The 13,351-nt window shown below is 56.2% G+C and carries 15 protein-coding genes and 1 riboswitch; of the genes, 10 read left to right on the forward strand and 5 right to left on the reverse strand.

What is annotated here, in order from left to right; translation table 11 throughout:
* Positions 1–41: 41 nt before the first annotated feature.
* The gene (locus N879_RS03590) at positions 42–428 is read right to left on the reverse strand and encodes a hypothetical protein (RefSeq protein WP_031232143.1); all 387 of its coding nucleotides are present in this window, start codon (positions 426–428) and stop codon (positions 42–44) included.
* 156 nt (positions 429–584) lie between these two features.
* Entirely contained in the window at positions 585–839 is a 255-nt protein-coding gene (locus N879_RS03595; RefSeq protein WP_009454626.1) for a hypothetical protein, read from the reverse strand.
* Positions 840–932: 93 nt separating this feature from the next.
* Here N879_RS03595 and N879_RS03600 point away from each other — a divergent pair, with 93 nt between their 5' ends.
* The gene (locus N879_RS03600) at positions 933–1,721 is read left to right on the forward strand and encodes an AraC family transcriptional regulator (RefSeq protein ID WP_021446687.1); all 789 of its coding nucleotides are present in this window, start codon (positions 933–935) and stop codon (positions 1,719–1,721) included.
* Between the two features lie 83 nt (positions 1,722–1,804).
* The gene (locus N879_RS03605; RefSeq protein ID WP_009454628.1) at positions 1,805–2,728 is read left to right on the forward strand and encodes a LysR family transcriptional regulator; all 924 of its coding nucleotides are present in this window, start codon (positions 1,805–1,807) and stop codon (positions 2,726–2,728) included.
* A 57-nt stretch (positions 2,729–2,785) separates the two neighbouring features.
* Here N879_RS03605 and N879_RS03610 read toward each other — a convergent pair whose 3' ends face one another.
* The gene (locus N879_RS03610) at positions 2,786–3,718 is read right to left on the reverse strand and encodes an NAD(P)H-dependent flavin oxidoreductase (RefSeq protein ID WP_009454630.1); all 933 of its coding nucleotides are present in this window, start codon (positions 3,716–3,718) and stop codon (positions 2,786–2,788) included.
* A 3-nt stretch (positions 3,719–3,721) separates the two neighbouring features.
* The gene (locus N879_RS03615) at positions 3,722–4,267 is read right to left on the reverse strand and encodes a cytochrome b (RefSeq protein ID WP_009454631.1); all 546 of its coding nucleotides are present in this window, start codon (positions 4,265–4,267) and stop codon (positions 3,722–3,724) included.
* 592 nt (positions 4,268–4,859) lie between these two features.
* Here N879_RS03615 and N879_RS03620 point away from each other — a divergent pair.
* The 8 genes from N879_RS03620 (at position 4,860) to N879_RS03655 (ending at position 11,654) form a co-directional block, all read left to right on the forward strand.
* A complete protein-coding gene (locus N879_RS03620; RefSeq protein ID WP_009454632.1) occupies positions 4,860–5,237 on the forward strand; it encodes a bifunctional nitric oxide dioxygenase/dihydropteridine reductase 2 in 378 nt (125 codons plus the stop codon).
* A 6-nt stretch (positions 5,238–5,243) separates the two neighbouring features.
* Positions 5,244–5,633 carry a tautomerase family protein gene (locus N879_RS03625; RefSeq protein WP_009454633.1) on the forward strand — a complete coding sequence of 130 codons (390 nt, stop codon included), beginning with the start codon at positions 5,244–5,246 and terminating at the stop codon, positions 5,631–5,633.
* Positions 5,634–5,678: 45 nt separating this feature from the next.
* Positions 5,679–5,797: riboswitch (TPP riboswitch) on the forward strand.
* A gap of 44 nt (positions 5,798–5,841) precedes the next feature.
* Positions 5,842–6,315 (forward strand): NUDIX hydrolase, encoded by a 474-nt coding sequence (locus N879_RS03630; RefSeq protein WP_009454635.1) that lies wholly within the window; start codon positions 5,842–5,844, stop codon positions 6,313–6,315.
* Positions 6,312–7,148: a bifunctional hydroxymethylpyrimidine kinase/phosphomethylpyrimidine kinase gene (gene thiD, locus N879_RS03635; RefSeq protein ID WP_009454637.1), complete on the forward strand. Its 837-nt coding sequence runs from the start codon at positions 6,312–6,314 to the stop codon at positions 7,146–7,148. Before N879_RS03630 ends, thiD begins: the two co-directional genes overlap by 4 nt.
* A gap of 314 nt (positions 7,149–7,462) precedes the next feature.
* Entirely contained in the window at positions 7,463–8,182 is a 720-nt protein-coding gene (locus N879_RS03640) for a response regulator transcription factor (protein ID WP_021446688.1), read from the forward strand.
* Positions 8,175–9,533: a sensor histidine kinase gene (locus N879_RS03645; RefSeq protein ID WP_009454641.1), complete on the forward strand. Its 1,359-nt coding sequence runs from the start codon at positions 8,175–8,177 to the stop codon at positions 9,531–9,533. The genes N879_RS03640 and N879_RS03645 overlap by 8 nt, the downstream gene beginning before the upstream one ends.
* A 147-nt stretch (positions 9,534–9,680) precedes the next feature.
* Complete coding sequence (locus tag N879_RS03650; protein ID WP_009454642.1) at positions 9,681–10,130, forward strand: tripartite tricarboxylate transporter TctB family protein; 450 nt, start codon at positions 9,681–9,683, stop codon at positions 10,128–10,130.
* 3 nt (positions 10,131–10,133) lie between these two features.
* A complete protein-coding gene (locus tag N879_RS03655) occupies positions 10,134–11,654 on the forward strand; it encodes a tripartite tricarboxylate transporter permease (RefSeq protein WP_021446689.1) in 1,521 nt (506 codons plus the stop codon).
* A 107-nt stretch (positions 11,655–11,761) separates the two neighbouring features.
* On the opposite strand, the gene N879_RS03660 is transcribed toward N879_RS03655, so the two are convergent.
* On the reverse strand, positions 11,762–13,303 hold the full coding sequence (locus N879_RS03660; protein ID WP_009454643.1) for an MFS transporter: 1,542 nt from the start codon (positions 13,301–13,303) through the stop codon (positions 11,762–11,764).
* Positions 13,304–13,351 lie beyond the last annotated feature (48 nt).

Here is a 13,351-nt window from a genome sequence, read left to right on the forward strand (position 1 = left end):
TGATCGGATACCCTCTTTCTGGCAGCCATGCCGCCCGCAATTTAACGGGCCAGTAACCGACTGGCCTCAAGCCTCGCTTCGCCTTCATCAACGACAAAGCTGAATTGCAGGCCCAGCACCCGGCCCAAGGTCTGCTGTGCCAGGCGTGCTGCAGCAGGAATGGCCCGCCCCTTGCTGATCACTACCATGCCAGCGCACAAATCCTTCAAGCGCTGCTTGTTCTGCTTGAAGAACAAGGCGCGTTGCTTGCGATCCTCGTGGCTTTCCTCATGGGCATGGTCCCCACCGCCCAACCTGTCAGTCAGCAAGACAAAGCGTTGGCCCCGATTCAACAAGGCCTCCAATTGATCCTGCGCCTGTTGCGGCGTTTGCTGCGAGCTGTGTTCTCTTAGAAACACCAATGGAAACTGCGTGTCATCAACTTGCATAAGCGGCTCCTTGCCATCAATAAAGACAGCCAACATCGAAGCGGCGCACACCCAGATGCGGAGGGCTTCCGAAAGCATGCATCAAGCCGCTAGGTAAATACAGCCAAGCGGTATCGCGCAACAAATACGGTCGAACCGTTGCGCCTTCACCTCTCATCACAGTCTGGACTCCACAAAATCGCGCAGTTGGGGATCTCGAATCTCCAAGGCATCAAACAAGCCTAGTGCTTTCAGAGCCGGCAAGGCCGCCACAATATCGTTCAAGGCGCGCTGGCGTTGAGCGTCGCTGACATCAGGCTGACGCAAGGCGGCAGCATTAGCCAGAAACGCGCCTACCGTGCCTTTGCGAATGGTGGTGCCATCAATCTGAACTTCACTGGCGTGATCGGGAAGAATGTCATGGGCTTGCATGTGTCACTCCTTTATTCATCAAGGTTTTCAGTGTAAGCAGAAAGGTTTTGGCAGCTGTACACTATATCGGTCAATAGATAACAAAATTACGCCATGCCTGAACGCAAGATTGGTTTGCATGATTTTCTGAACTTTCCCGAGCACCCCGTCCTGTTCGCCGTCACCGGCAACCATGACTCGGAGCTGTCCTCGCGCCCCCATCAACACGCTCGCGGGCAGTTGTTCGGCTCCCTGCGCGGCCTGCTGTCCGTTGGAGTGGAGGACGCCGTTTGGGTAGTACCCGCCATCCATGCCGTCTGGCTGCCGCCGCACGTCCTGCACTCGGGCCAATCGCATGGCCCTTTTCATGGCTGGAGCGTCTATATAGACGAAGCAGCCTGCGCCGATCTGCCTTCCCAGGCCTGCACCTTGCGCACTTCCGGCCTGCTGCGTGAAGCCGTGCTGCGCGCCTGCTCCTGGGATTTGATTCCCGCCGCGCCCTTGCCCCAAGCCCAGGCTCATATTGCCTCCGTCATCCTGGATGAAATCCGCAGTCTGCCCATCGAACCTTTTGGGCTCCCGCTCCCCCAGGACCCGCGTTTACAACGCATTGCCCGCGCCCTGATTGCCGACCCCAGCAACAATCAGGGCATGGAACATTGGGCCGACTGGGCGGCGGTCAGCCTGCGCACGTTAAGCCGCCGTTTCGTGACAGAAACCGGCTTTAACTTCACCGCCTGGCGTCAACGCGCCCGCCTGATGCGCTCCCTGGAAATGCTGGCAGCCGGTGACCCTGTCGCCACCATTGCCTACGATCTGGGGTATTCCAGCCCCAGTGCCTTTATCAGCCTGTTCAGACGCAGCTTTGGTCACACCCCGGCGAACTACCGCAATCAACTGTAAGCCCCCCCCAAAGCGCTTTACGACTCATCAAGAATGCTATAAAGTGATTGATTAGAAATCCACACATCACTTTCAGAAATGGAATGGCCGAGATGGAAATGCGTCAATTACAGATTTTTTGTGCGGTTGCCGAGCATGGCAGCTTTACTGCCGCTGCCCAGAAGGTGCACACCGTGCAATCGAACGTCACCATGCGCATCAAAGAACTGGAGGCCGAACTGGAACAGCCATTGTTCATACGCCAGAAAAGTGGTGTGGTGCTGACTCCGGCTGGCCATACCTTTCTGGCCTACGCCCGCCGTATCTTGCAACTGACCGAAGAAAGCCGTGCCGCCCTGCAAGACACTGGCACTCCCAGCGGTCTGCTGCGTCTGGGCTCCATGGAGACCACGGCCGCCATCCGTCTGCCCCAGGTTCTGACCCAATACCGCGAACGCTACCCCCAGGTTCAGTTGTCCTTGCAAACCGGCACCACGGCCGAGCTGATCAACGCCATTGAGACCCACCAGCTCGATGGTGCGTTTGTCGGTGGCTTTCATCAAAACGCCGCCCTGACTCAAGAAGAAGTGTTTGAAGAAGAACTGGTGCTGGTCAGCAGCAAGGCGGTGGAATCCCTGCCTGCCCTGATTGAAAAAATTCCCCAACAAACCGTACTGGTCTTTAGAACCGGCTGCTTTTACCGCTCTACGCTGGAACACTGGTTTTATCAGGCTGGGCTGGTGCCCAACCAGATCATGGAAATGGGCACACTGGACGGCATTCTGTCCTGCGTAGCCTCGGGCATGGGCATTACCCTGCTGCCCAAAGCGGTCGCCCAGAACAGCAGCTTGCGCCTGCCCGTGCAATGCCACGAACTGCCGCCTGACCTTGCGCGGGTAAAAACCGTGTTTATCCGTCGTGCCGACGCGAATCCTGGCTCGGCCCTGCGCAGCTTTGTGGCCCTGGCTCAAGCGCAGTTCGCCCAATTACCCAAACTGGATCAAGGCGAAGCCGCACTGTTGAGTTGACCGGTCAGCCTGTGGGTCTGTCCAGCCGCTCCGCACAGGCTATGCCGCAGTAAAGCGTCAGTACAAGCCCAAGGCCAGCTCCTCGACCCGCTCTGCCGCAGGCACAATGCTGTGGATCTTGCCCACGCCCTGACCGGCATACAAAGACAGTTTCCTGGCCATTCTGTCCTTATCAATTGCCCGCGCCCCACCCCCGACCAGACGCAGCACATTCCACTTGTCACGGTTGGGAATCACGCGATGCGGTGTGCCATAAGTCCAGCCAAAGGAATAGCCAGTGCGATATTCCGTATCATCCGTGCTGGCTTCCAGAATCTTTTGCTTGTAGAGCGGATGCGCGTTGGACTCCTCGCTGGCCAGAAAGGCCGTGCCCACCAATACGCCGGAAGCCCCCAGGCTCATGGCCGCCCTGACATCCTGGCGGGTCGTAATCCCGCCTGCCGCCAGTACGGGACGACCTTGCGCACAGTCCAGAATCGCTGGTAGCAAAGACATCAGGCCAATCGTGCCGCGATTCAGATGGCCACCACCCTCACTGCCTTGGGCCACGATAATGTCGGCCCCATGCGCAATCGCTTTACGAGCCAGAGCCACCGTGCCGGTTTGCACCATCACAATCATGCCGGCGTCTTTGGCGCGGGGAATCATGTCGGCGGAATAGTCCTCGGCATAGAACAGCGACAGGATGCGAGGCCGCTCCTGCAAGATCACTTGAAACTGGGCCTCGAACACCTCCGGGCCACCAAACTGCGGCACCACATTCACCCCGAAAGGCTGGTCCGTCAGCGCCCTGGTTTCCCGCAGCCACTTACGCAGCATCAAGGGAGCCAGACGCAAGCCACCCAGCACACCCATCCCACCCGCGTTCGCTACCGCCGCCACCAATTGCGGCCCGGAAATCGCAGCCATGCCCGCCAGAAAAATCGGGTACTGCACTCCGCACATATCCGTAATGACATTGCCCGCAAAGTCTCGATTTGCTTCGCTCATGATTTACAACTCCACCTGTTTGCCCAAGATGCGACGCAAGGCCAGATTCTTCAGTACAAAATGATTCTTGAATGCCCCGAAAAGGTGCAAGGCCAGCCCTGCCAAAAAGGCTGTGGCGCCAATATTGAACAGCACATCAACCACGGCTTTGACCTGCTCATTCGGGCTGATCACGGTCGGTAACGCCAGGCCACCGGGCAACTCCACCGCCACGCCAGCCGCCGCACGGGATAGCCAGACGGCGACGGGCAGCAGCACCATCGCCAAGGCCAGGGCTGTCGCCACGGAGCGGGCCACTATTACTTCCACCGGGTTGGGCGAGCCCACCGGCAAGGGGTGAAAAGAAGTCACCCGCGCCCAGAAGCGGTAGATGGAAATCAGGAACAGCAGCGTCCCCAGCAGATTTTGCAGCTGCACCAATCGCACATCGCCGGGGCTTTGGGCCAGGGCCACCCCCAAGCCCAGAATGGAAAACAGCAAGGCCGCTACAAGCCAGTGCAGCACAATAGTGATGGGCGAGAACCTGAGTCCGTTGTCTCGCAATTGCATGATTAGCTCCTTGAAAAGGTCACCGGGGGGCAAGTCCTCTACAGTGCAATACCGAGAGTGATACGTCGTGAGCCACTTGCCCAACAGGTACAAGCGGCCAGTGTCGGCAGTCACCTTGTCGCCTGCAGGCCTGGGCCTGTGTCACAGTGGCCTCAGAGCCTTGGCTGTGCCAAGAACCGTCGTTTAGAAGCCCTGACGATAGGCGCAGCAACAGATCAAGTAAAATGATGAATACTGATTAATAAAATCTTTTTTAGTGATTGATAAACAGAAAGTTCTTCTCAGAACGCCAAGCGACAGGCGTGCAACCTTCATCATCAAGCCATCCAAGGGCAACAAGTAACACCCGCTGATCGTTCGCAAGAAACCGCAGGCTCATCCAGGCCTCGCCTACATGAATCGCTTTTTTATCATTATTAGTGATTCATATAATCATTATTCATCATTTTACTTGATCCAATCAGTCTTCTATCTTCCCTATCGATAGCCCTGCTATCCCGCCCTCAAACCAGGAGACTGAAACCATGACTCGCCCAGCTGTCTATCTTGAACACTGTAAAAAAAGCCACGTCTTGCCCGGCTTTTGAATCTTATGGTGACGGACGCTCAACGCGACATCATCAGGACCGCTGCCCCGCTGCTGGCAAGCGGCGACAAAGCCCTGACCACCTATTTTTATGAATTGATACTGCGCGACTCCCCACCGACGAGCCCCTTGGTCAGCCAGATCGCCAACAATCACCTCGCTCTACAGATCCAGCCCGAGCATGACCCAATGATGAGCACTTGCCAGCTGCAGGCCATACGCGAAGAGCTGATCGCGAGGATGACAGGCAACGAGCTCATAGATGGATGGGTCGCAGCGTATCAACAGTTGTCGAATTTGCTAATCGAAGCCGAACGTCTGATTTACGACGATATGGCTATCAGTTCCAGCGGCCTTGCAGACCGCAGTCCCAATCAAGAATGAACCATCATGCCATTACTGAAATTTGATCTGATCCAAGGCCGCAACGACAAAGAGCTGCGCCTGCTGCTGGACACCGCGCATCAAGCCATGGTGCAAGCCTTTGATGTTCCCGCCAGCGACCGCTACCAGTGCGTGACCCAGCACCGTCCCGGCGAGCTGATACTGGAAGACACCGGCCTGGGCTATCCGCGTAGCGACAAGGTGGTACTGCTGCACATCGTGTCCCGCCCCCGCAGCGAGAGTCAGAAAGTCCAGTTCTACCGCTTGCTGGCAGAACGGCTGGAACAGAACTGTGGCGTGTCGCCCAATGACCTGATCATCGCTCTGGTAGAAAACAGCGATGCAGACTGGTCCTTCGGGCGTGGGCGGGCGCAGTTTTTGACGGGGGAGTTATAGGCTAAAGACAGGTATACTCGCCCAGACCGTTTTTACAGAAACGGTCTTTTCACCGAGGGGAGCCTGGCGAGCAGGCTGAGAAACTGCCCGAGCAGATTGCACCGCAGTGACCCGTTGAACCTGATCCGGGTCATGCCGGCGAAGGGACGGGTCTGTACCTGCTCGCCGCTTGCTGCCGGATGGCTATCCTTGACTAGGAGTTGCTATCTTGTCTTCTGACCACTCTCCCTCCCCCATCGGCCCGGTTGCCGCCACCCTGGCTGCCGTCATCCATCAAGACCGGATTTTGCTGATACGCCGCGCCAATCGCCCCGATGCAGGACGCTGGGCCTTTCCGGGTGGCAAGATTCGCGCGGGCGAAACCATCATGGCGGCGGCCCATCGGGAACTGACCGAAGAAACCGGCGTACAAGGCCAGGCCATGCAGCTCTTTGATGCGCTGGATGTATTTGACCGCGAACCCAGCGCCAGACCTTTGGCCTATTCGCATTTCATTCTGATTGCCGTGCTGTTTCGCTGGCAGCAAGGTGAGCCGCAAGCAGGCGATGACGCTCTGGACGCGCGCTGGTTCAGCAATGCGGAACTGGACAGTCTGGATGTGGCACACAGCTTTGATGTAGTACGAGTTGCCCGTCGGGCACTGGCATTGGCTACCACTCAAGATCAAGCAGGCCAAGCATGATTCCCAATGTCTTGAGTATTGCGGGCACGGACCCGACCAGCGGTGCCGGTATTCAGGCTGATCTGAAAGCCATGTATGCCTTGGGCGCTTATGGCATGAGCGTGATTACCGCCGTGGTCGCGCAAAACACCCAGGGTGTGCGGTGTTTTGTGGCGCTGGAGCCGGACTTTGTGGCGGACCAGTTGGATGCGGTGTTTGAGGATGTGCGCGTGGATGCCATCAAGATCGGCATGATCGCCAATGCAGGGATTGCGGAAGCAATTGCAGACCGCCTGCACCATCACGGTCTGGACTGCCCGATTGTGCTGGACCCGGTCATGGTCGCTAAAAGCGGGGATCGTTTGCTCAGCCCCGAAGCCGTGTCCGTCGTGCGCGACAGGCTGCTGCCCATGTGTACCCTGCTTACCCCCAACTTGCCCGAAGCGGGCGATCTGCTGCACAAACCGGAACCCGCCTCACTGCAAGAGATGCACAGCCCCTTAAGCGAACTGTGCTTGCTGGGCCCTGAGTGGGTGCTGTTAAAGGGCGGCCATCTGGACGGCCCGGACAGTGTGGATTTGCTGCAAGGCCAAGGGCAAAGCCATGTTTTTCAGTCGCCACGCATTCCGACACGCAACACGCATGGCACGGGCTGTTCGCTGTCCTCCGCCATTGCTGCTCTGCTACCGGGCCGCAGCGTACCGACCGCGGTAGGCTTGGCCAAGGAATACTTGAATGGCGCTTTGGCCGCGGCTGACCAATTGCGGATTGGCTTGGGGCAAGGTCCGGTCCATCACTTCCATGCTTTGTGGTCACCTGCAGAGAGTAAGGCGACCTCCCCAATCCAGGAATAGAGCCCACCTTGTATTGGGCCTCATAGCGCCACCCGCATTTTTTAGCCAATGGACAAACATCCCAGACAATTTCCGGCGCATTTCCGGATTTCCAGCCCGACAGCCCTGAGATTTTTATTAGAATAATGTGCTGACTAATTACTCCTATAATTCAGAGCACATGACAGTATTAACAGGATGAATCAATATTTATATTTCCTGACATCAAACATTACCGTTTTGTCATGTTCGCCTCTTAGTCGGGATCAGCCTTTTTGATCAATCCATTTCTGGAATGGATGAGTCTGCCACTTCATAAATCTCCGAGAAGCCAAATGTGGAATTGCTTACTGATTGAAGACGACCGGGAAAATTCCCGGTATTTAGTGAATGGCTTATCCGAGCTGGGCTATTCGGTGGTGACCAGTCATGACGGCGTTTCCGGTTTGGAAAATGCCATGAAAGACGTATGGGATGTGATTATCCTGGATCGCATGCTACCCAATAATGTCGATGGCCTGTCCATTCTTTTTACTTTGCGATCTTTAGGTAAAAAAGTCCCTGTACTGGTATTAAGTGCCTTATCCGGCGTAGACGACAAAGTTGATGGTTTGAAAGCCGGTGGCGATGATTATTTAATCAAGCCCTTTTCCTTTCAGGAATTGGCCGCCCGCTTGCATGCCCTGATACGCCGCAGCAGTGACAATGCAGAAATCAAGAATCTGCAGGTGGATGATCTGGTCATGAATATCCGCAACCAGAAAATCTCCCGTGGCGACGAGGTGCTGGAGCTGCAGCCTCGCGAAATCAAGCTGCTGTCCTACCTGCTGATGAACAGCCACAAGATCGTTACCCGCACCATGCTGCTGGAAGTGGTCTGGGGCTACAACTTCGACCCGCAATCCAATGTGATTGATGTGCTGGTCAGTCGTTTGCGGCGCAAGGTGGACAAGGAAGGCGCCACGCCCCTGATCCATACCGTGCGTGGCCGTGGCTATGTACTTAGCGACAAGGACAGCATCGACGGTTTCAAGCTAAAGCGCTGCGATGATTGATTTCATCAAACGCCTGTGGGAGTCCACCTCCTTCCGGCTGACCTTGAACTACAGCATCCTGGCCATCTTCACCACGCTCTTTTTAATCGGCTTCTTCTACGTTCAGGTGTTTGGAGCCTTGCGCGATGAGCACCTGCGGCAAATCAACGTCGCCGTACAGCGTCTTAGCATTGCCTACGAAGTCGGCGGGCGCGAAGAGATCCTGCGCATGATCGAGCTAACCCTCTCGGACCGGATTGATTCGGGCCAGGAAATCTATCTGCTGCTGGACGAATTCAATCACACCCTGGTGGGCAATATCAGCGAGATCCCCGGCCTGAACAACCTGCCAGAACGACAAGTGGTGGAAGTGCAGATCAAGCATATCGACGCGCTATCCGAAGGCAATGTCCGCGTCACCAAACTGTCCGGCGGAGAAACCCTGGTGGTCGGCCACGAGCTGGGCACCTTGATCGAGCTGCGTGCAATGCTTAGCCGCATCATCGTCACCTCCATGATCCTGGCCTTGATGCTGGTAATTCTGGGCGCCTATGTCTTTAGCAATGAGCTGAAATACCGCGTGGGCCGCATCCGCCTGCTGACGGAACAGGTAGGCGCGGGCGACATTTCCAAGCGCATCACCTCCGAGAGCGAGGACGTTTTTGGCCTGATCCACCACGACATCAACCGCATGCTGGACAAGATCGAGAGCCTGATGCAAGGCGCACGGCATATCTCCGATACCGTGGCCCACAATATCCGCACCCCGCTCACCCGCATCGTTGGCAAGCTGCGTGAAACCCAGAACCTGCCAGGTGTCCCGCCCCATGTCCGGGAGGCACAACAAGACGCGATTGAAGAAGTAGAGAACCTGAGCGTGCTGCTGGGCAAGCTACTACAAATTGCCGAGCTGAATGCCGGTGTGCAAAGACAGAACTTCAAGGCCTGCAATCTGGAAGTGATTGCCGAAGACGTTCTGGACTTGTACAGCTTTTTCGCTGAAGAAAAGGGCGTCACGCTGCAGAAAAAGAAAATCGACAGAGTCATTATTAATGGCGACAGCAATTTATTAGCCAGTGCTTTAGCCAATCTGGTGGATAACGCTGTTAAATACGCCCATTCCCATGCCAGCGTTGAAATTAAAAAACGCTTTGACAATAAAATCTCCATCATTGTGGAAGATGATGGCCCGGGATTACCAGAAAGCGAATATGAAAACGTAGGCAAGTATTTTTATAGATTCAATAATGATAGTGAAGGATTTGGATTGGGATTAACCAGCGTTGCCGCCATTATTGAATTGCACCGGGGCGAGCTGATTTTCTCCAAAGGAATATCCGGCTTGAAAGTCACCATTGTGCTTCCTGCTTAAGCCTTACCAAACCATTCAAACATGACCAAAAGGTAATGAAACTGTCACCCTAAGCCCTCTCCTGCTCCGCTAAGCTAGCCTCATTTTTAATCGCTCTTTTTCAGGGTTTATAAAAATCATGCTTGCTTTAGGGGAATGAGGAGATTCATGAGCAGACAAAAATATTATTCAGCCGGCCTGATGGTGGGAGTAGGCGTATTTACCGTCCTGATGGGACAGAAATACTCCTTGGGCACCATGGCCCGCATGGGACCGGGCTACTTCCCGTTTCTGCTGGGCATCGTGATGATTGTGCTGGGCGCTCTGTACCTGTTTGTAGAGACCGCCGCGCACGACGATGAGCAGGAGGAGGACTACGGCCCGCCGCAATGGCGTGGCTGGATGGCGATTGTGGGTGGCATCATCGCCTTCATTATTCTGGGTCGCTACGGCGGACTGGTTCCCGCCACCTTTGCCCTGGTGTTCATCTCTGCCATGGGCGACAAGGAACATTCCTGGCTCACCGCCCTGCTGCTGTCCATTTTCGTGACGCTGCTGGGTGTGGTTATTTTCTCCTGGGGGCTGGAGCTGCAATTCCCCCTGTTCACTTTGGGCTAAGCCATGGAAATTCTATCTAACCTGATGCACGGCTTTAGCGTTGCCTTTCAACTGGACAACCTGATGTGGGCCGTGTTTGGCGTGTTCATGGGGAACCTGATCGGGGTGCTGCCCGGCATGGGTGTGCTGGCAGCCATCTCCATCCTGCTGCCCCTGACCTACGCCATGACCCCGACCGCCGCCCTGATTATGTTGGCCGGTATTTACTATGGCTCCCAGTACGGTGGCGGTATTACTTCCATCATGCTGAATCTGCCCGGTACCGCCTCGCACGCGGTGGCGTGTCTGGACGGCAACCCCATGGCCCGCAACGGCAAGGCCGGATCGGCTCTGTTCATGTTGATGTTGTCCTCCTTTTTTGGGGCCACCATTGGCATTCTGGCCATGATTCTGTTCTCGCCCGCGCTGGTCGATATTGCCTTCAAATTCGGCCCGGCTGAATACTTTTCCATGATGATGCTGGGCCTGCTGGCCGGCGCCACACTGGCCAAAGGTTCTGCCATCAAGGGCGTGGCCATGGTCGTCATGGGTTTGATCTTTGGCGTGGTCGGTACGGATGTGAACAGTGGTGTATCGCGCTTTGATTTCAATATTCCGGAACTGCAGGACGGCTTGCAGATTGTGGCGCTGGCCATGGGCCTGTTCGGTATTGCGGACTTTCTCAAGAACATCAACCGGATCAATAGCGGCCACACCAAGGCCATTGGTAAAGTCTCCACCCGTTCCCTGCGTCCGGAAAAAGGCGATATCAAGCAATCCAAAGGCGCTCTGGTGCGCGGTACTGCGATTGGTGCGGCTTTCGGGATTCTGCCCGGCACTGGCCCGACCATTGCGTCTTTCATTGCCTACGCCACGGAAAAGAAAGTTGCCAAGAACCCCGAGCGCTTTGGACGTGGTGCGATTGAGGGCATTGCTTCGCCCGAAGCCGCCACCAGTGCCTCTACCCAGACCAGCTTCATTCCTACCCTGAGCCTGGGCATTCCCGGCGACCCGGTCATGGCCTTGATGCTGGGCGCGCTGATCATTCACGGCATCCAGCCTGGCCCGCAAATGGTGGTCGAGCACGCCGATATGTTCTGGGGCCTGATCGCCAGTTTCTGGGTGGGCAACATCCTGCTGCTGGTGTTGAACCTGCCCTTGATCGGCATGTGGGTGCGCCTGCTGTCCGTGCCCTTCAAGTACCTGTACCCCGCGGCCCTGTTCTTTGTGTGCGTGGGTGTCTATAGCACCAACAACAACCTGTTCGATGTGAATATCGTGCTGCTGTTTGGGGTGCTGGGTTACTTCTTCATGCGCCTGCGCTTTGAGGCGGCCCCCTTGCTGCTGGGCTTTGTCTTGGGACCGATGGTAGAAGAAAACTTCCGCCGCGCCCTGCTGCTCTCGCGTGGTGACCCCATGATCTTCCTGGAGCGCCCGATCAGCATGGTCTTTATTATTGCGTGCATCTTGCTGATGCTGGGACTGAGCTACTCGTTCTGGCGCTCGAATAGCCAGAAGAAGCTGGGAGCCCTGGCCAAGGCTTGAAACTCTGACACCCACTAGTCATGGGGGATAGGCTAAACGCAATGCTTTTACCGCAGCATCCATAAGAAAAAGCCGGGCTCATTTGCCCGGCTTTTTTGTGCCTGCCCCTATCCAGGACTGCAACACGCCTGTGCACTCTTCCTGGCGGAACCAAACACCAGATGACTTAAGGCCGCCAAAGCAAAGGCAGTTAGCGCACCGTACACCATGACCCAGCCAAAACCGGCAATCAAGGCCGCATGAACCGCCTCGACAGGATCGGCGGCATTCGCCAGCAAGGCGCTGCTTTGCGACACGATATTGATGTCGCCAGAGGCTACTTTTTCAGCCAGATGACGCAGTTCGCCATCAACAGCAATACCCAGGCGAGCACGCAGATCACTCATGATGCCTTGCACCAGAACAAAGCCCATCACGGCAATATTGAAGGCCAGGGAGATCATGCGGGCACTGGTATCCGCCCCCGACGCCATACCGGCGCGTTCAGCCGACACCGAGGCGGTAATTACATTGGTGGTCGTAGTATTGGCCATGCCCAGACCAATCCCGGCCAGCACACAGCCTGGCAGAATCAGCCTGCCCGGTTGGTCGGAAACACTGCCTATCTTCATCACTACAAAGCCCAGGCCAATCAAGAACAGACCTAGCGTAATGACTCCACCCGGCTGCCAACGCTGTGCCAGACGCTCGGCAAACGGAGGCACAAACAAGGTCGGCAAGGTGTACGCCAACAAGGCCAGGCCAGTTTGCACACTGTCATACCCCAGCCCCACATGAAAGTAGATGGGCAAATAGATGATGAAGGGCCAGAAGCTGAAGTTCTGCCCCATCGAGCCCAACAAAGCACCGGAGAAACTGCGGATACGAAATACGGAGAACTCCAGCATGGGCCTAACACTGCGCTGCTCCACGATTACAAAGGCAATCAGGCTAAGGACGGACAGGGTAATAATGCTCAAGGCTGGCAGGCTGGCAAAGCCCAGCACCGGCCCCTGAGTGACAAACAGCACCAGGCAAAACACGGCCAAGGACAAGGTGGCAATACCGGCTACGTCCAAAGTGCTGGCGCCCGGATCACGCGACTCCTGTACGCCAGCGCGCGCCAGCAGCAAGGTAATAATGGCCAGTACGGCGTGAATCAAAAACACCCATTCCCAGCTGGCCAGAGTCAGAATCAGGCCACCCACAATCGGCCCAAAACCCAGCCCGGCACCAAAGACCACACCCCACCACGCAAAGGCCTTGCCACGCTGTTGTCCGTCCCGAAACTGGTTCGACAAAATCGCGATCTGGCAGATCAGCATCATGGCAGCGCTCAAGCCTTGCAGAAAACGTGCGCCAATCAGAACAGCTGCACTTTCCGTCAGTCCGCACACCAGGGAAGTGATCCCGAACGCCACAATCCCGATCGTAAAAATGCGCTTGCGGCCGTAGCGATCCGCCAAAGTGCCTACCCCCATCAGAATGGTCGTCATGGCAATGGTGTAGGCTGCCATCACCCATTGCAGTTGCCGGAAACTGGCCCCCATGACCTGTTCTATGGTGGATAAAATCGGCGGCACGCTGGAGATCTCCAGGCCCAGCATCAAGGCTGACAAGCACACGGCAGCCAAGGCGTAGCGGCCCTGACTCGAGATAGAGGGAGTCATCGTTATCTTTCCAAAAAGTCGTCAATACACGTCGCCGTCCCGGCGAGC

Source organism: Alcaligenes sp. EGD-AK7 (genome assembly GCF_000465875.3).
Lineage (GTDB): Bacteria > Pseudomonadota > Gammaproteobacteria > Burkholderiales > Burkholderiaceae_B > Alcaligenes > Alcaligenes phenolicus.

What these genes read in the sequence shown, in the direction of transcription:
- N879_RS03590 (WP_031232143.1), bottom strand. Translation starts at nt 428, where the DNA reads ATGCAAGTTGATGACACGCAGTTTCCATTGGTGTTTCTAAGAGAACAC.
- N879_RS03595 (WP_009454626.1), bottom strand. Translation starts at nt 839, where the DNA reads ATGCAAGCCCATGACATTCTTCCCGATCACGCCAGTGAAGTTCAGATT.
- N879_RS03600 (WP_021446687.1), top strand. Translation starts at nt 933, where the DNA reads ATGCCTGAACGCAAGATTGGTTTGCATGATTTTCTGAACTTTCCCGAG.
- N879_RS03605 (WP_009454628.1), top strand. Translation starts at nt 1,805, where the DNA reads ATGGCCGAGATGGAAATGCGTCAATTACAGATTTTTTGTGCGGTTGCC.
- N879_RS03610 (WP_009454630.1), bottom strand. Translation starts at nt 3,718, where the DNA reads ATGAGCGAAGCAAATCGAGACTTTGCGGGCAATGTCATTACGGATATG.
- N879_RS03615 (WP_009454631.1), bottom strand. Translation starts at nt 4,267, where the DNA reads ATGCAATTGCGAGACAACGGACTCAGGTTCTCGCCCATCACTATTGTG.
- N879_RS03620 (WP_009454632.1), top strand. Translation starts at nt 4,860, where the DNA reads ATGGTGACGGACGCTCAACGCGACATCATCAGGACCGCTGCCCCGCTG.
- N879_RS03625 (WP_009454633.1), top strand. Translation starts at nt 5,244, where the DNA reads ATGCCATTACTGAAATTTGATCTGATCCAAGGCCGCAACGACAAAGAG.
- thiD (WP_009454637.1), top strand. Translation starts at nt 6,312, where the DNA reads ATGATTCCCAATGTCTTGAGTATTGCGGGCACGGACCCGACCAGCGGT.
- N879_RS03640 (WP_021446688.1), top strand. Translation starts at nt 7,463, where the DNA reads ATGTGGAATTGCTTACTGATTGAAGACGACCGGGAAAATTCCCGGTAT.
- N879_RS03645 (WP_009454641.1), top strand. Translation starts at nt 8,175, where the DNA reads ATGATTGATTTCATCAAACGCCTGTGGGAGTCCACCTCCTTCCGGCTG.
- N879_RS03650 (WP_009454642.1), top strand. Translation starts at nt 9,681, where the DNA reads ATGAGCAGACAAAAATATTATTCAGCCGGCCTGATGGTGGGAGTAGGC.
- N879_RS03655 (WP_021446689.1), top strand. Translation starts at nt 10,134, where the DNA reads ATGGAAATTCTATCTAACCTGATGCACGGCTTTAGCGTTGCCTTTCAA.
- N879_RS03660 (WP_009454643.1), bottom strand. Translation starts at nt 13,303, where the DNA reads ATGACTCCCTCTATCTCGAGTCAGGGCCGCTACGCCTTGGCTGCCGTG.